General features: G+C 74.5%; 6 protein-coding genes. 3 read left to right on the top strand and 3 right to left on the bottom strand.

Annotated elements, in window-relative coordinates:
* Positions 1-10: 10 nt before the first annotated feature.
* Positions 11-8875 (bottom strand): type I polyketide synthase, encoded by an 8865-nt coding sequence (locus tag OG519_RS09495; RefSeq protein WP_405581204.1) that lies wholly within the window; start codon positions 8873-8875, stop codon positions 11-13.
* A 711-nt stretch (positions 8876-9586) separates the two neighbouring features.
* Here OG519_RS09495 and OG519_RS09490 point away from each other — a divergent pair.
* Positions 9587-10984 (top strand): condensation domain-containing protein, encoded by a 1398-nt coding sequence (locus OG519_RS09490; protein WP_405581201.1) that lies wholly within the window; start codon positions 9587-9589, stop codon positions 10982-10984.
* 1 nt (position 10985) lies between these two features.
* On the opposite strand, the gene OG519_RS09485 is transcribed toward OG519_RS09490, so the two are convergent.
* Positions 10986-11318, bottom strand: coding sequence for a hydroxyisourate hydrolase (locus OG519_RS09485; RefSeq protein ID WP_405581198.1), 333 nt, complete (start codon positions 11316-11318; stop codon positions 10986-10988).
* Between the two features lie 291 nt (positions 11319-11609).
* On the opposite strand from OG519_RS09485, the gene OG519_RS09480 reads away from it, so the two are divergent.
* A complete protein-coding gene (locus OG519_RS09480; protein WP_405581196.1) occupies positions 11610-11798 on the top strand; it encodes a hypothetical protein in 189 nt (62 codons plus the stop codon).
* A 511-nt stretch (positions 11799-12309) separates the two neighbouring features.
* Here OG519_RS09480 and OG519_RS09475 read toward each other — a convergent pair.
* On the bottom strand, positions 12310-15681 hold the full coding sequence (locus OG519_RS09475; protein WP_405581193.1) for a BTAD domain-containing putative transcriptional regulator: 3372 nt from the start codon (positions 15679-15681) through the stop codon (positions 12310-12312).
* Between the two features lie 828 nt (positions 15682-16509).
* On the opposite strand from OG519_RS09475, the gene OG519_RS09470 reads away from it, so the two are divergent.
* A complete protein-coding gene (locus OG519_RS09470) occupies positions 16510-17925 on the top strand; it encodes an MFS transporter (protein WP_405581190.1) in 1416 nt (471 codons plus the stop codon).
* Positions 17926-17941: the final 16 nt, after the last annotated feature.

The raw sequence follows: 17941 nt of genomic DNA, 5'->3' as shown, positions 1-17941 counted from the left end.
TCGCGAATGGTCAGAGCTGGTTGTCGATGAAGTCGAAGAGGTCCTCGTCGGAGACCGTTTCCAGGCCGCCGTCGGGCAGTGCCGGGCTCAGCGGGCGGCCGGACCCTCCGGTGTCGCCCCGGTCGTCGCCGTCGCCGAGCCGGCTCAGCGCCGCCCGCAGCAGCGCCTCGGTGCGGGCCCGCTCCTCGGGGTCGGCGGGGGAGTCGGCCGGGCCGGCCCCCGTGCCGCCGTCGAGCAGGTCCGACAGCGCGGCGCCGAGGATGGCCCAGAGCCGGTCGCCGGCCGGCGGCGCCGCGGCCGGCGCGAGATCCGCGGCGAGCCGGGCCGCCACGTCGGCGACGGTCGGGTGGTCGAAGGTCAGGGTCGCCGGGAGCGGCGCGCCGGTCAGCCGGCTCAGGCCCTCCTGGAGCTCCACCGCGGCCAGCGAGTCGAACCCCAGCTCGGTGAAGGGCCGGTCGACCTCGATCCGGTCGGCCCGGTCGTGGCCGAGGACGAGGGCGGCGCGCTCCCTGACCAGGTCGAGCAGCACCGCGTGCGCGGCCTCCCGGTCGAGTCCGGCCAGCTTCCCGGCCAGTGCGGCCGGGCCAGCGGCGGGCGCGTGAGCCGTCGGGTCGAGCGCGGCGGCGGGCCGCGGGCCGGCCGCCGCACGGGATGGGCGGGGCGGCGGCACCAAGCCGCGCAGCAGCGGCGGCACCGGGGTGCCGTCGGCCGCTGCGCGCGACCGGAGCCCGGCCAGGTCCCAGCGGGCGGCCACCGTACGGCCGTCCGCGAGATCGGCGGCCAGCGCCGCGTCGAAGAGCGCGAGGCCCTCCTCCTGGCCGAGCGGCAGGGTGCCGATCCTGGCCAGCCGCGCCTGGTCCACCGTGCTCAGCGCCGCGGCCATGCCGGCTTCCGCGGACCACAGGCCCCAGGCCACGGAGGTCGCGGGCAGGCCCGCGGCCCTGCGGTGGGCGGCCAGCGCGTCCAGGAAGCCGTTGGCCGCGGCGTAACCGGCCTGCCCGGCGGTGCCGAGCACACCCGCGACGGAGGAGTAGAGGACGAAGGCGGCGGGCGGGCGGTCCGCGGTCAGTTCGTGCAGCAGCCAGGCCGCGTCCGCCTTGGGCCGCAGCACCTGGGTCAGCTTGCCGCCGTCCAGCTTCGCGACCACCCCGTCGTCGAGCACACCCGCGGTGTGCACCACCGCGCTCAGCGGCTTGTCCTCGGGCACCGAGGCGAGCAGCGCGGTGAGCGCCTCCCGGTCGGCGACGTCACAGGCCTCGATCCGTACGGCCGCCCCGGCGGCCCCCAGCGTCGCGGCCAGCTCGGCGGCTCCTGCCGCGGCCGGCCCGCGCCGTGACACCAGGAGCAGGTCCCGCACGCCGTGCCGCGCCACCAGATGCGCGGCGAGCCGGGCGCCGAGGCCGCCGGTACCGCCGGTGACCAGCACCGTGCCGGTACCGAGGGCGCCGGTGGTGAGGGCGCCGTCCCCTTCTGCCGGGTCTGCCGGGTTTCCCGCCGCCCGCGCCCCGGGGGTGCCGGGTGCGGCATCCGTCGGGCGGACCGCGAGACGGGGGACCAGCAGGGCGCCGGCCCGCACCGCCGTCTGCGGCTCCAGCCGGTCCAACGCGGCTGCCAGCAGCGGCCATTCGGCCGGGTCGGTGCCGGTGGCGTGGGACAGCGCGAAGGCGTCGGGGTGCTCGGTCTGGGCGGACCGGATGAGGCCCCACAGCGGGCCGCCGGTGAGGGTGTCGGGGTCGGCGAGGAAGAGCAGCCGGGTGCCGGCCAGGGCGGGGTCGTTGGCGCGCCGCCGGACCAGGTCGAGGGCGTCCGCCAGGACCTGGCGCACGACGGCCGGGAGGCTGCCGGGCCCGTCCCCGCCGCCGTCGCCGGCCGCGCGGGTCGCGCTCGCCGGGCCGCCGGCCGCGGCCGGGTCCGGCGGGGGCGGTACGACCAGCACCGCCGGTGCCGGTCCGGTGCCGGCCGCGTCGAGGCCGGCCAGGACCGACGCGGTGCGTCCCGAGGACCGCAGCGCCGCCGCGATCGGTTCGGCCGCGTCGGCGGCGCCCAGCACCGCCCAGGGCGCGGCCACGGTGGTGGCCGCCGACAGATCAGCCGGGGACAGGGGCGCCGGCCGCCACACCACGTCGTACAGCCCGGTGTCCGCCGGACCCGCCGCGAGGCCGAAGCCCTCGGGGGCGTCCCGCATGGTCACCGTCACCTCGCCCACCGGCCGCCCGGCGCTGTCGCACAGCGCCATCCGCACGCCGTCGCCCGGGGTGTCGCCCGGGGTCAGCCGCACCCGCAGGGCGTCGGCTCCGGCGGCGGGCACGGTGACGCCGGTGAAGGAGAACGGGACCGGCCGGCCGGCGGTGGGCGCGTCCTGGGCGGTCAGCACCAGGATGTGCAGGGCCGCGTCCAGCAGCGCCGGGTGGAGGGTGAAGTCGCCCGCGGCGGAGCCGGGTCCGGCGGGCAGCCGCACCTCCGCGTAGAGGTCACCACCGGCGCGCCAGGCAGCGGTCAGACCCTGGAAGGCCGGCCCGTAGCCGTAACCGGCGGCGGCGAGCCGCCCGTACACATCGGTCAGGTCGACCGCCTCGGCCTCGGCGGGCGGCCAGAGCACCGCCCAGCTCGCGTCCGGGACCGGGGCCGGCGCGGCCGTCGTGTGGCCGGTCGCGTGCGCCGTCCACGGCGCGTCCGCGTCGTCGGCCGGCCTGGCGTGCAGCGTCAGCGCGCGCCGCCCGTCCGCGTCCTCGCCGCCCACCGCGACCTGGACCTCCACCGCGCCCAGCGGCGGCAGCGCCAGCGGGGTGAGCAGGGTGAGTCCGCCGACCGTCCCGGCGCCGGCGTGTTCGGCCGCCCGCAGGGCGCATTCGACGAACGCCGTGCCGGGCACGACGACGGTCTCGCCGATGGCGTGGTCGCCGAGCCAGGGCATGGAGCGCAGGGACAGCCGGCCGGTGAGCAGATGGCCGCCGTCGGCCGCGACCGCGGTCGCCCGGGGCAGCAGCGAGGCGGTGGTCCCGGCGCTCGTCCCGGTGTCGGTGAGCCAGAAGCGGCGCCGGTCGAAGGCGTAGGTGGGCAGCTCGGTCCGCACCCCGGCCGCGGCGGTCGCCGACCAGTCCACCGGGACCCCGGCGGCGAAGGCCTCGGCCAGGCCCCGCAGGAGCGCGTCCTGCTCGTCCCGGCCGCGCCGGACCAGCGGTACGACGCTGCCGGCCCTGGCCGCCAGGCTCTCGCGGGCCATCGGGGTGAGCACCGCCTGCGGCCCCACCTCGACGTAAACGCCGGTGCCCGCAGCGGCCAACCGGTCCACCACCGGGGCGAAGAGCACGGTGTCACGGATCTGGTCCACCCAGTAGGCGGGATCGGCCCAGGAGCGGTCGGCGCCCAGCGCCGCCTCGTAGGGGAGCCGGGGTTCGGCCGGGACGGTGGCCTCGACCTCCCGGCGGAAGGCGTCGAGCATCGGTTCCATCAGCGGCGAGTGGAAGGCGTGGCTGACGGTGAGCCGCTTGGTGCGCCGGCCGGCGGCGGCCCAGTGCTCGGCGATCACCTCGCAGGCCCACTCCTCGCCGGAGATCACGCAGCTGCGCGGCCCGTTGACGGCGGCCAGGCCCACGGCCCGGGCCGCGTACGCCGGGTCGGCCAGCGTGCCGCGGATCTCCTCCTCACTCGCGGCCACCGCGAACATCGCGCCGCCGGAGGGGAGTTCCTGCATCAGCCGGCCGCGGGCGGCCACCAGCCGCACCGCGTCGGTGAGTTCCCACACCCCGGCGGCGCAGGCCGCCGCGTACTCGCCGACCGAGTGTCCGGCGACGACGTCGGCCTCGACGCCGAGGGAGCGCAGCAGCCGCCAGGCGGCCGTCTCGAAGGCGAAGAGCGCCGGCTGGGTGTAGCGGGTCTCGTCCAGCAGGACCGCGTCGGGTCCTTCGGGGTCGGCCCACAGCACCTCGCGCAGCGGGCGGTCCAGATAGGGGTCGAAGGCGGCGCAGACCTCGTCGTACGCGGCGGCGAAGACCGGGAAGGCGGCGTGCAGTGACTGCCCCATGCCGAGCCGCTGGCCGCCCTGTCCGGTGAAGAGCAGCGCGGTGCGGACGCGGCCCCTGGCCGTGCCGGAGACGGCGCCGGGCGCGGCGGCGCCGTCGGCGAGGGCGCGCAGCCCGGCGATCAGGTCGTCGGCGCCGCCGCCGAGGACGACGGCGCGGTGCTCGAAGACGGCGCGGCCGGCCAGCGTGCGGGCGACGTCAGCGGGACGCCGGCCGGCGGCGGCCGCGGCCAGCCGCCGGGCCTGGTGCCGCAGGGATTCGGCGGTGCGGGCGGTGACGGGCCAGGCCAGCGGACCGGCCGGCGAACCGGGCGCGGCGGTTTCCCGGCCCCCGGCTTCCGGGTCCCCGGCGTGCCGGTCGCCCGCCGTCTGACCGCCCGTCGTACCCGGCTCCGCCGGGAGGTCGGCGGCGGCCGGCTCCTCGACCACCAGGTGGGCGTTGGTGCCGCTGATCCCGAAGGAGGAGACGGCGGCCCGGCGGACCCGCTCCCCGCGCGGCCAGGCCCGCTCCTCGTCCAGCAGCCTGATCCGTCCGGCCGCCCAGTCGGCGCGGGGTGTCGGCCGGTCGGCGTGCAGGGTGCGCGGCAGCGTCTCATGACGCATCGCCTGCACCATCTTGATGACGCCCGCCACACCCGCGGCGGCCTGCGTGTGGCCGATGTTGGACTTGACCGAGCCGAGCCAGACCGGTCGCGCGGCGGCGGCTTCGCCGTCGTCGGGGACGCTGCCGTAGGTGGCGATGAGCGCGTTGGCCTCGACGGGGTCGCCCAGCGAGGTGCCGGTGCCGTGCGCCTCGATCACGTCGACGTCGTCGGCGGTGAGCCGGGCGTCGGCCAGTGCCTGCCGGACGAGCCGGCGCTGGGCCTGCCCGTCCGGTGCGGTGAGGCCGTTGCTGGCACCGTCCTGGTTGACGGCGGTGCCGCGGATGACGGCGAGCACGGGGTGGCCGTTGCGGCGGGCGTCGGAGAGCTTCTCCAGCAGCAGCACCCCGGCCCCCTCGGAGAAGGAGGTGCCGTCGGCGTCGGCGGAGAAGGCCTTGGCCCGGCCGTCGGCGGCGAGCCCGTGCTGCCGGCTGAACTCCACCAGGTTGCCCGGCGTGGACATCACGGTCACCCCGCCGGCCAGCGCCATGGCGCACTCGCCGCCGCGCAGCGACCGTACCGCCAGGTGCACCGCGACCAGGGAGGAGGAGCAGGCGGTGTCGACGGTCAGCGCGGGGCCGCGCAGGCCCAGGGTGTAGGAGACCCGGCCGGAGATGACGCTGAGCGCCGTACCGGTGAGCAGATGGCCGTCACCGCCGCCGTTCGGCCGGTGCAGCGGGGGGCCGTAGTCGGAGGCCATGGAGCCGAAGAAGACGCCGACGGGCTGCCCGGCGAGCGTGCCCGGGTCGATACCCGCCCGCTCGACGGCCTCCCAGGAGGTCTCGAGCAGCACCCGCTGCTGCGGGTCCATCGCGAGTGCCTCGCGGGGGCTGATGCCGAAGAAGGCGGCGTCGAACTCCGGGGCGCCGTGCAGGAACCCGCCGCCGCTGGTGGTGAGGGAGCCGGGCCGGTCCCGGCCCGCGCCCAGCAGCGCGTCCAGGTCCCAGCCGCGGTCGGTGGGCAGGCCGGTGATCGCGTCGGCGCCGCCCGCGATGAGCTGCCACAGCTCCTCGGGCGTGCTGACCCCGCCGGGGTAGCGGCAGCTCATGGCGACGACGGCGATCGGTTCGGGGGTGTCTGTGGCTGCGGAGGTGCCGGCGGAGCTGTCGGCGGTGCCTGTGGTGGCGGTGGCGGTGGTGGTGGCCGCGGGACCTTGCGGCCGTACGGTGACGGCCGGCGACACCGCGGCGGGCGGTGCGGCCGCGTCCGCCATCAGCTCGGCCAGGTGCTCCGCCAGCCGCTTCGGCGTCGGGAACTCGAAGAGCAGCGTGGTCGGCAGCCGCAGACCGGTGGTGTCCTTGAGCCGGTTGCGCAGCTCGACGGTGCCCTGCGAGTCCAGCCCGAGGTCCTTGAAGCTGCGGCGCGGGTCGATCGCGCCGCCGTCGGCGTGGCCGAGGATCGCGGCGGTGCTCGCGCTGACCAGGGTCCGCACCTCCTCGGGGGTACGGAGCACCTCGGGGGCCGGCGCGGTGTCCGGGGTGACGTCCTGGGGCGCGACGGTGCCCGCGGCGACCGCCGTACCGAGGATCGGGCCGCCGCCCACCCAGTGCCGCTCGCGCTGGAAGGCGTACGTGGGCAGGTCGGTCGTCCGGGCGCCCGCCGCCACGGCGACCGGGGTCAAGTCGACGTCGGCGCCGCGCACGTACGCCTCGGCGAGAGCGCGCAGCATCCGCGCCGGACCGCCCTCGCCCCGGCGCAGGGTCGCGACGGCGGCGGCCTCGTGGCCGGCGTCCTCCGCGGTCTCCTCGATCGCGTTGCCGAGCACCGGGTGCGGGGCGCACTCGACGAACAGGCCGCCGCCGTCGCCGAGGGCGGCGCGGGTGGCGTCGGAGAAGCGGACGGCGTGGCGCAGACCGCGGTACCAGAAGTCGGCGTCGAGCCCGGAGGTGTCCTCGATCCGGCCGCCGGTCAGCGAGGAGTAGAAGGGCGTGTCGACCGCCACCGGCCGGATCGGCGCGAGCACGTCGAGCACCTGGTCCCTGACCGCCGCCACGGCGGGGGAGTGCGAGGCGTAGTCGATCTTGAGCACCTTGGTACGGAAGCCCTCGGCGTCGAGGGCCGCGGCCAGCGCGGTGAGCGCGTCGGGGGCACCGGACACGACGGTGGAGGTGGGGCTGTTCAGCACGCTGACGGTGACCTCGGGGTGGTCCGCCAGCTTCGCCCGGAGCAGCTCCGAGGGCGCGGACACCGACAGCATCCGGCCGCCGGTGACCTGCCGAAGCACCTGGCTACGCAGGGCCGCCACCCGGGCCGCGTCGTCCAGGGTGAGCGCGCCGATGACCGTGGCGGCGGCGATCTCGCCCTGCGAGTGGCCGATCACGAAGTCCGGTTCGACCCCGGCGGCGCGCCACACCTCCGCCAGTGAGACCATCACGGCCCACAGCGCCGGCTGCACCACGTCCACCCGGTCGAGGCCGGGGGCGCCCGGCGCGCCGCGCACCACGTCCAGCAGGTCGTAGTCGGTGTACGGGGCGAGCGCCCGGGCGCACTCGGCCATCCGCGCGGCGAACGGCCCCGGCTCGTCGAGCAGTTCGCGTGCCATGCCCGGCCACTGCGAACCCTGGCCGGGGAAGACGAAGCCGCGGCGCCCGGCCGCGGTGTGCCCGGTGACGACCGCCTCGTGCGGTCTGCCCGCGGCCAACTCGGCCAGCCGCGCGTCCAGTTCGGGACGGCCGGCGCCGAGGACGACGGCCCGGTGGGCGAAGGCGGAGCGGGTGCGCAGCAGCGACAGCGCGATGTCCCCGGCCGGTAGGGCGGGGCGGGCGCCGAGGTGGGCGGCGAGCCGTTCGGCCTGGGCGGTCAGCGCGCGGGGGGAGCGGGCCGAGACGAGCCAGCAGGTGTCGTCCGCCGGAGCGCCGGCGGACCCGGCGCGGGCGCGGGTCGCCGGGCGGTCGTCGGCCGTAGGCTCCGCCGCGCCGCCAGGCGCCGCCGTCAGGATCAGATGGCAGTTGGTGCCGCCCATGCCGAAGGCGCTGACGCCCGCGACCGGGCGGTCGTCGGCGGCGCCCGGCCAGGGACGGGCACCGGCGACCACGTCGATACCGGGCTGCCCGGCCGCGATGGCCGGATGCGGTGAGGCGAAGTTCAGGCTCGGCGGGAGCGTCCGGTGGCTGAGGCTGAGGGCCACCTTCAGCAGACCGACCACGCCGGCCGCGCCCTCCAGATGCCCGACGTTGGTCTTGGCCGAGCCGACCAGCAGCGGCGAACCACCCCGCGCGAGCCGGCTGTCGAGCTCCAGCGCGGCGCTCAGGCCGGCCGCCTCGATCGGGTCGCCGACCGCCGTACCGGTGCCGTGCAGCTCCACATAGGCGACCTCGCCGGGCGCCACTCCCGCCTCGCGGCAGGCCAGCCGGACGACTTCGCGCTGGGCCTCGGCGTCGGGGACGGTCAGGTGCTCGCCGGTGCCGCTGTTGATCGCGCCGCCGAGGATGACGCAGTGCACCGGGTCGCCGTCGGCGAGCGCGGCCGACAGTGGCTTGAGCAGCACCAGAGCGCCGCCCTCGCCCCGGACGTATCCGTTGGCGCCGCTGTCGAAGGTGCGGCAGCGACCGTCGGGGGAGAGCGCGCCGAAGCGCTCCAGGGCCTGGTCGCTCTCGGCCAGCAGATTGAGGTTGACGCCGCCGGCCAGCGCCGTGCGCGCGGTGCCCCGGGCCAGCGCCTCGCAGGCCAGCCGGATCGCCACCAGGGCGGAGGACTGGCCGGAGTCGACGGTGAGACCCGGGCCGCGCAGCCCGAGCAGGTGGGAGACCCGGTTGGCGATCATGCTCCGGTGGGTGCCGGTGACGCTGTGCCGGCTCAGCGCCCGCGCCCCGAGTCGGTCGTGGACCAGGGCGTAGTCCCCGTTGATGGCCCCGACGAAGACGCCGGTCGCCGTGTCGCGCAGCGCCGACGGGACGATCCGGGCGTGCTCGATCGCCTCCCACGCCAGCTCCAGCACGAGCCGCTGCTGCGGGTCCATCGCGGCCGCCTCCGCGGGGGAGAGGCCGAAGAACTCCGCGTCGAAACGGTCCACGCCGGTGAGAAATCCGCCGCGCCTGTTCCGGCCCGTCCCGTCGGTCGGACGCCGCTCGGCGGGCGCCTCCGCGACAGCCTCCCGGCCCTCGCTCAGCAACCGCCAGAACTCCTCCGGGCCGCTCGCGCCGGGCAGCCGGCAGGACATGCCGATGACGGCGACCGGCTCCGCGGTCGAGGGCCGTTCAGTCAGTGCGGACATGACCCACCTTTCAGGGATTGGGTATTGACGATCGCGTCGTCCGGTATTGCTCCGTGGTGCTCCCGAATTGCCTTTTTCGGCACGGCGACGACGGGCGGTTTCACTGTGCGGATATGGTGCTCGTGGCGTCGATTTCCGGCTGGGTCAGCGGATGTCGGGGCGGTTCGGTGAAACGCGTCGCGCTGATCGGGACCGGAATTGCGGCCGGCCTGCCGGTGAGGGTTCCCCGGTGGCCCCGGCTGCTGTGGGCATGGCAGAAGCGTGGCCGCAACGGCCGGGCCGGTCAAGGAAGTTCGGCCGGGACACGGTGGCAGGGAATACCGGGAACTTGATGCCAACGCGCGCGTATGGACGAGGAGAGGCGGCCTGGGATGAAGTGTGTGATGCGGCCGAAGCCTTGCCGGGGACACCTCGTTCCGGCGCCGCGGTAAGCCGTCCGGTGTAAGCCGTCCGGCCGACGCCGGGAAATGGTCGGCACCGAAAGGGAGGGAGGTGATGAGAATGCGCGAGGTCGTCTGTACCCGGGTGGTCTGCACGGTGGTTGGCCAGGCGGGCGGCACCGGTCGCCGTTGAGCCGTCGAGCCGTTGAGCCGTCGCATCCGCGCGCCGCGCCTGTCGTCACCGTTCTTCCGCGCGCCGACGGGCGCGGCGCGGGCCGTGCCCGCGCACCGAACCGCCCACCGCAGCCGACCGCCCCGTCAGGGAGGGACCATGTTCGTCGATGCCCCGCTCACCTTTGGCCAGTTGTCGACCTGGCGTTCGATCGAGACCTTCGCCGCCGACCGGCTGATGGAGGTGAACGTCCCCGCGCTGTGGGATGTCGACGGCCTGGACGCCGCCGCGATCGACCGCGCGCTGCGCACACTGGTGCGCCGCCACGAGAGCCTGCGCACCACCTTCCACACCGGCGCCGACGGCCGGCCCTTCCAGCGCGTCCACCCCGACATCCCGGTCCGGGTGGACCGGCTCGACCTTCCCTCGGTGGCCCCCGCGGACGGTGCGCGCGTGCTGCGCGAGCTGTACGCGCGGCCCTTCCCGGTGGTCGGCGACCCGGGCTGGCACGGCACGCTGGTCTGCGCCGCGGGCCGGCCCCGCTATCTGGCCGTCTCGATGTCGCACATGGTGGTGGACGTCTGGGCGATCCGTGCGCTGGAGGAGCAGCTCCGGCAGATCGCGGCCGGCCCGGCGACCGACGGGGCGACAGCCCCCGGCCCGGCGCCGCGTGAGCTGGCCGGGCTCCAGCACGGCGACGCCTGGGCCGCCCACCGCCGCGGCGCGGCGAAGTACTGGCAGAAGATCCTGGCCGGCGGCCCGCTGAGCAATCTGCCGGCGCTCCCGCCCCGTCCGGACGAGCGGCGGATCCAGGCCACCTTGCGCTCCCACCGGCTGGCCGGGCTGGTCGCGCGGGCCGCCGCCGCGCACCGGGTGTCGCCGCAGAGCGTGCTGACCGCGCTGACCGGCGCCGCGCTGTCCGGGGTGCTGTCCCGCGGCCGGATCATGCTGAGCCTGATGTGCGCCAACCGCTTCGACCCGCTGTGGCAGCCCGTCATCAGCACCATGAACCAACTCGTCCCGCTGGTCTGCGCGGTGGATCCGGACACCCCGCTGTCCGCCTTCCTCAAGCGCGCCCACCTGAACTCGCTGCTCGCCTACCGCCACGGCAGCTACGACGTCGACGCCGCCGCACGGCTGGCCACGGACGCTCCCGGACCCGACGGCTCGCTCTTCGTCCACGACTGCTGGTTCAACTACGTGACGGAGCCGGCGAATCCGGCCGCCGTGTTGCCGGAAAGCCCGCTCGGCACGCCGCCCGACGCCTCCCTGACCTGGGTGCCCCCGGCCCGCAACGCCGGCCACCCCTGCTACGTCCGGGTCAACGGCGACGGCGGAACCTGGGTGGAAGTGACGGTACGGACCGATCCGGAACTGCTCGGCGAGGAAGAGGTCGCCAGCATGCTGCGGACCGTCGCCCTCGGCGCGCTGCGCGCCGCCACCGCGCCGGACGCGACAGTCGGCGCGCTGCTGGACGACGCCCTGGCGGACGGCGCACCCGCGAAAGAGCTGGGCGCCGAGCTCTTTCCGCGCCGCCCCGCCCTCGCCCAGCGGTAGTTCAGGCGCCGCGATAGCTCAGGAAGGAGTGTGTGGACACGACGATCGGCAGATGGACGTCGGCGTCGCACTCGGAGACCCGGAACTCGACGATGGCCCGGGGATGCAGGGGTAAGGAGCCGAGGACGGCGTAATAGGCGTCCAGATCGCAGATCACCTGGTAGATCCCGGGATGGATGAGCCGGTCTCCGAGCATCGCCAGCTTGCCGTCCGGACCGGTGCGGCCGCGCACCAGCTCACGCCAGTCGTCCCCGGCGTGCTGGCGCAGCAGAACGTCGACGTCTGCCGCCGGTACGCCGAACGCGCTGTCCACGATGTGCACGCAAAGACTCACGGGTCCCGCCTCGGGGTTCGGGCGCGTCTTTCGCCATGTCGCGCCTGGTGGGCACGACGGTGGGGGATCGTCCTATCGTTCCGCCATCGTCCCCGCGGGCCGGACGATAGCGAACCGAGGGCGGCGCGGGAGGCGGCACTCCCCGCCGCGGCCGCGGGCCGCCGGATGAGAGCGCTGCGATAGCGGACGTGATAGCCGGGCGAGGACGGACCGAAAGCGACGGGCCGAACCATGTAGTCATCGAGCCGCCGGAAAGCAACAGGCGGCCTCCACAGACTTGGAGATGGCATCATGACGGTTTCCGCCTTCCGCCGCAGCATCGCCGCCGCCGCCCTGCTCGTCGCCGTCACCGGCGGTGTCAGCATCGCGGTCGCCTCGTCGGACTCCTCCAGCCACGGCCACTCCGCGGTCGTCCGGGTCGACGGCACCACCCCCACCCCCACCCCCACCGTCTCCACCGACAACACCATCTGGGACTGACGCGCTGCCACGGACCAGCCGCGGCACCACACCAGCACGACCCCCGTACCACCGCGTGACGACCGCCGCTCGGTCAGCCGGATGAGCCCCTTCGCTCGGCGCCCGGCTCGATCCGGCACCTCGTCACCCCGCGAAGCCCGCGCCAACGGCGATCCCGCACCGTCGGACCTCCGGCACCCATGACACCCGCGCATCCGGGTACGTCCGCACCGCCGGACCTCCGGCACCTATGACACCCGCGCGTTCGGGTACGTCCGCACCGCCGGACCTCCGGCACCCATGACGCCGCCGCGCGTCCGGGCCGCCCATGCGACCGGGCATCCTCCGCCCCGTGACACCCGGTGATCCCGGCTGCCTTGTCGCACGCCCGCACCGTCGGGCACTGCCCGCTCCACGCTCCACGACGCCCGGTCAGCGGGCAGATTCGCGCTGACCGGAAACAGCGCCGGTCCCGCGGGTCACCCCTGCCAGGAGCCGGTGTCCGGACCACCCCGCCCCCGAAGGGGCCTGCTCACGCCGGCAGTTCCGCTTCGGCCAGCAGCCGGGGCAGCTCGACGTTCCCGTCGGCCAGCGTGCCCAGCAGCCGGCGCACCTCTTCGAGCAGCGCCACATCGCCCTTGTCCGTCCGCAGCCCGGAGAGCATCCCGGCGGCGGCCTGCCAGTCAGCCCGCGCGCCCTGCGGCCGGCCGGACGCCGCGTGGACCCGGCCGCGCAGCACCATCGCCCGCACCTTGTCGAGAGTGGCGCCGATCGCCTCGAAGCCGGTCAGCGCACGTTCGACGTACTCCGGCGCGGCGTCGAGGTCCGAGGTGAGCAGCACTTCGGCGAGCGTCAGCGCGATCCTTCCCTCCACCATGCGGGCCCCGGCCCGTACCGCGTGTTCCAGGGCCTCGGTGAGCATCGCCCGGGCCGCGCCCGGTTCACCGCGGCGCAGGTCGACCGTCGCCAGCCCGAGCAGGGCGTAGCACTCGCCGACCCGGTCGCCGGTGACCCGCACACCTTCCAGCACGTTGGTATAGGAGACATGTGCCTCGTCCAGCCGCCCCACCCGCAGATGCAGCGCGCCCAGGCGGTTCTGCACCTGCGCGGTGACCCGGCGGTTGCCCACCTCGTTGCAGATCGCCTCGGCGCGCTCCAACAGCCGCAGCGCCGTGGCGGTTTCGCCGCAGTCCACATGCAAAGGGGCCAGGCTCTGCAGGACGTGTGCCTCGGCGATCCGGTCACCGGTGACCTGGAAGACGCCCAGCGCCTCCTCCCACCGCTCCCGCGCCGAGGCGATGTCACCGCCCAACTGGTCGAGATAGGCCATGTTGCGCAGCACGAGGGCCGCACCGTGCTCGTCGCCCAGGTTGTGGTAAAGCGTGTGCGCCCGCTCGAACTGCCGCATCGCCGGACCGGTGCTCTGCTCGAACATGTGCAGCGAGCCCAGCGAGTAGCGCATCGCCGCCTCGCCGTGCTGGTCGCCCGCCCGGCAGGCCGCCTTGAGCGCTATCTCGTGCGTCTCCCGCCAGTTGCCGAAGTACGAGTACGCCTCGAAGAGCGTCACCGAGCTGAGGGCCAGGTCCCAGCAGTGCTCGACCAGGCCGGCCGCCGACGCCTGCCGTACGGCCGCCACGATCGACGTGCGCTCCTGCTCGTACCAGGAGAGCGGGTCGGACAGCAGCCGCTCCACGAGACGGTCGGGCAACCGCCAGCGCGTCGCCGAGCTGCGGCGTTCCAGATAACCACCGGCGTACTCACGGCGGTGCGCCTCACCGGTCAGCGACAGCATCGCGCCGAGCCAGCGCTCCAGCGCGCCGAGGCGCTCCTCCGAACTCTCCTCCGCCAGCCGCTCCTGCGCGAACGGCCGCATGATGTCGTGGAAGCTGTAGCGGACATGGCCGCCGGGGTCCGGGGTGGCGTCGATCAGATACGCCTCGGCCAGGACTTCGAGCGCCTCCTGCGCGCGCAGCACGTCGACCTGGAGCAGAGGGGAGCCCACCCAGGCGGCGAAGTTGGGCACGTCGAGCAGCGCGAGGCGGCGGAAGAGCAGCCGGGCGTCGTCGGGCAGGCTGTCGTACGTCAGCGAGATACTCGCCCTGACCTGCATCTCACCGTGGTTCAGCTCGTCCAGCCGGCGGGACTCGTCCAGCAGCCGGTCGACGAGGTCGGCGACGCTCCAGTGCGGGCGGGCCGCGAGCCGTGCCGCGCAGATCCGTAAGGCCAGCGGCAACCGCCCGCAGAGCTGGGAGAGTTCGGCGACGCTCTCGGCCTCCGCCACCACCCGGTCCTCGCCGACATAGCGGGCGAGCAGCGCGGCGGCCCCGCTCTCGCTGAGCGCGCCGATCTCCACCCGGCCGGCGCTGGACAGGCCGGTGAGCCGCTGCCGGCTGGTGACGATCACCGAGCACTCGGCGGTGCCGGGCAGCAGCCAGGTGACCTGACGCTCCGTCATGGCGTCGTCCAGCACGATCAGCACCCGCTGTCCGCTGACCAGGTCGCGGAAGAGCTCGGCGCGTTCCTCCAGCGTCTTGGGCAGACTCGGGCCGACGACACCGAGGACCCGCAGAAAGCGCTCCAGTATGTCGGACGGGTTCACCGGGCGGTCGCCGACCCGCAGATGCGCGAAGAGCCGGCCGTCGGGGAAGTCCGGGGTGAGCAGGTGTGCCACGTGGACCGCGAGCGTGGTCTTGCCGGCGCCGCCCTGACCGACGATCACACAGACCCGTACCGCCTGGTCGCGAGGGCCGGGTTCGTCGCCGCTGATCTGCCGCACGATGGCGTCGACGGTCTCGCTCCGGCTGGTGAAGTCGGGAATGTCGGCGGGCAGCAGGCTGGGGGCGCGGCGCCGGGGCTCCTCGCTCTGGACGGGGGCGGGGAGGGCCTGCGCATGGTCCTGGGCCGGCCCGGATTCGGCGGACGCGTTCGCGCCGTGCGGGTCGGCGAGGGTGTCGGCCGAGTGGCGCGGGGCGGGGACGAGCGGGGCCGGCTCGGGGCGGGCGGGCAGGCGCGGACCGCCCCGGTCGCCGTCGTCATGGCCCTTCGGATCCGAACCCCCGTCGTTCCACCCCCGGTCGCTTCGGCTTCGGCCGTCATGTGCCGGTCCCGCGGCGGACCCGGCCTGGCCCGCCGACCGGTCCGGGTCCCCGTTCGCGTCCGGGAGGGAGAACGTGCCGGCGAGCATCGCCCGGTGCAGGTCGCGCAGTTCGCTGCCCGGATCGATGCCCAACTCGCCCTGGAGCACCTCGCGCACCTTGCGATAGGCGTCGAGTGCCTCCGCCTGCCGCCCCGCGGTGTAGAGCGCGATCATCAGCAGCGCCCTGAAGTGCTCGTGCAGCGGATACTCGGCCACCAGCGAGGTCAGCTCGCCGATCAGCCGGTGCTGCTCACCCGCCAGCAGGCCGGAGTTCAGGCTCTCGCCGAGGACGGCGAGCCGCCGCTCGTTGAGCCGGCCCACCCCCTGCTGCACCAGAGTGCTCTCCACGTCGGCGAGAGCGGGCCCGCGCCACAGCCTCAGCGCGTCGCGCAGGATGCGCGCGGACTCCGCCGGGTCCCCGGCCGCGAGCGCCGCGTGCCCTTTGGCCACCTCCGCCTCGAACTGGTGCAGGTCCAGCTTTCCGGCCGGCACGCGCACCAGATAGCCGGGTCTGCGGGTCTCGATCAGGTCCTCCCCGCCGGCGGCGAGGACGCGGCGGCGCAGGTTGGAGATGCAGATCTGGATCTGCCCGCGTGAGGTCACCGGCGGGTCGTCGTCCCACACCGCGTCGATGAGCCGCTCCACCGGGATGACGTGCCCGACCTCCAGAAGCAGCATCGCCAGTACGGTCCGCTCCCGCGCACCACCGAGCTGCACCGCGCGCCCGTCAGCGAGGACTTCGAGGTGCCCAAGGATGCAGAACTCCAACGATTTCCCCCCGGCTACGATCGGTAACGGAGCAGACGAGTTCGATGGCGCGACACAGGAGCCCCCGACGTGTGCGGTGGCCAATATTACTCGTCTTCCGCTTACTGAATTAAAGGAGATTGTTATTCATGGGGCAGCACAAATCAAGACTGCCAAAGCCGGTGCGGATGATTCCAGGAGGTACCAATGGGTCGGGTGGGGTTTGTGTGACATGAACACGCCATCGTCAGGCGGCGTCGTGCGGCGCGGTGGTGATCCGTCGCGCCGCGGTCTGCCGCCGCTCGCCTGGGCGCTCCCGGCCCCGGGTGCTCCCGGGGATGATCCCCTTGCCCCGTTTCCTCGTCACGCACGGCGATGCCGTGGTCGCGCGGTCCTGCCGTCCCGCCCGATCCGCCGGCCCCGCGCCACCTCTTCCCCCGGCGGGCCGCACGGTCTCCGCCCGGTCGCGACCGATCCGCTATTGGCTGCCTCCGGATCGATGCCCGCAGGCGGCTGCGGCTGCGGTAATGAATGAAGGCGCCCCTTTATTTGCCGTGAATCCTGAACGAGTTCGTGAAAGAGACCTTTATCCTCGTACGTGGCGGCTGACGGGTGATCGGCTCGGCGAGAACTCCTCAATTCTAGCCGCGGCGGCTCGCTGTCCGGTGCGGGTGACGCGCCTGGGCCGCAGGCCGGACCGCCGGCACCACCTGGGCCCGTACGGCATGCGGCGGCGTCGGCGGGGGCCGCCATCAGTTGTACGGTTAACATAGTTAGGTTCGTACAACCATCGGTCGCCGCCCGAACCCGGTCGCGCAGGCCCCGCCTCCCGGATCAGGAAGACCCCGTATGCCCGAACCGTCCTACCGGCGACGCCTGCTCGTCCTCGGGATCTGCTGTATGAGTCTGCTGATCGTCAGCCTCGACAACACGATCCTGAACGTCGCGCTGCCCTCGATGCAGAAGGACTTCCACGCCTCGGTCTCCGGCCTCCAGTGGACGATCGACGCCTACCTGGTGGTGATCGCCTCCCTGTTGCTGCTCTCCGGGTCGACCGCCGACCGGCTCGGACGGAAGAAGATCTTCCGGATCGGGCTCGTGTTCTTCACGCTCGGCTCGGTGCTGTGCAGCCTGGCGCCCGGCCTCGGCTGGCTGATCGTGTTCCGGATGGTGCAGGCGGTCGGCGGCTCGATGCTCAACCCGGTGGCGATGTCGATCATCACCAACACCTTCTCCGACCCGCGCGAGCGGGCCCGGGCGATCGGCGTATGGGGAGGAGTGGTCGGCATCAGCATGGCGGCCGGACCCATCGTCGGCGGCGCCCTGGTGGAGAGCGTCGGCTGGCGGTCGATCTTCTGGATCAACCTGCCGATCGGCCTGCTCGCCCTGGTCCTCACCGCCCGGTACATCCCGGAGTCCAAGGCGCAGCGGGCGCGCCGCGTCGACCCGGTCGGCCAGGTGCTGGTGATCGCCCTGCTCGGCTCCCTGACCTACGGCATCATCGAGGGCTCGGACGCCGGCTGGACCTCACCGCTGATCATCGGCTGCTTCGCCGTCACGGTGCTCGCGCTGCTCGCCCTCACCCGGTACGAGGGACGGCGCGCCGATCCGCTGATCGACACGCGCTTCTTCCGCAGCGCGCCGTTCAGCGGCGCCACCGTCATCGCGGTGAGCAGCTTCGCCGCGCTCGGCGGCTTCCTCTTCCTCAACACCCTCTACCTGCAGAACGACCGCGGTCTCTCGGCGCTCGACGCGGGGCTCTACATGGTGCCGATGGCGCTGATGTGCCTGGTCTTCGCACCGCTGTCCGGCCGGCTGGTGGGATCGCGCGGCCCGCGGCTCCCGCTGATCATGGCCGGTACGGCGATGACCGCCAGCGGGGTGCTGTTCGCGGGGTTCGACGCGCAGTCCTCCAACGCCCTGCTCTTCACCTCGTACGTCCTGTTCGGAATCGGCTTCGGCCTGGTCAACGCGCCGATCACGAACACCGCGGTGTCGGGCATGCCGCGCGCGCAGGCGGGGGTGGCCGCGGCGGTCGCCTCCACCAGCCGGCAGATCGGGCAGTCGCTGGGGGTGGCGGTGGTGGGCGCGGCCCTGGCCGCGGGGCTGCACGACGCGGCCTGGTGGATCATCACGGGCTGCGGAGTGTCGGTACTGGTCCTCGGTACGCTCACCACGGGCCGCTGGGCCCGCGGCACCGCTGACCGCGCCGCCGCCCTGCTCGTCCCCGTGGAAGAGCCCCTCCGAGTCCCGGTGAGTAGCTGATGACGGTGAGTAGTTG

The organism is Streptomyces sp. NBC_01190 (assembly GCF_045039895.1).
Classification (GTDB): Bacteria; Actinomycetota; Actinomycetes; order Streptomycetales; family Streptomycetaceae; genus Actinacidiphila.
This window is presented reverse-complemented; position numbering and strand designations above follow the sequence as displayed.

Coding starts and splice junctions, on each gene's coding strand:
- OG519_RS09495 (WP_405581204.1), bottom strand. CDS start 8,875: ATGTCCGCACTGACTGAACGGCCCTCGACCGCGGAGCCGGTCGCCGTC.
- OG519_RS09490 (WP_405581201.1), top strand. CDS start 9,587: ATGTTCGTCGATGCCCCGCTCACCTTTGGCCAGTTGTCGACCTGGCGT.
- OG519_RS09480 (WP_405581196.1), top strand. CDS start 11,610: ATGACGGTTTCCGCCTTCCGCCGCAGCATCGCCGCCGCCGCCCTGCTC.
- OG519_RS09470 (WP_405581190.1), top strand. CDS start 16,510: ATGCCCGAACCGTCCTACCGGCGACGCCTGCTCGTCCTCGGGATCTGC.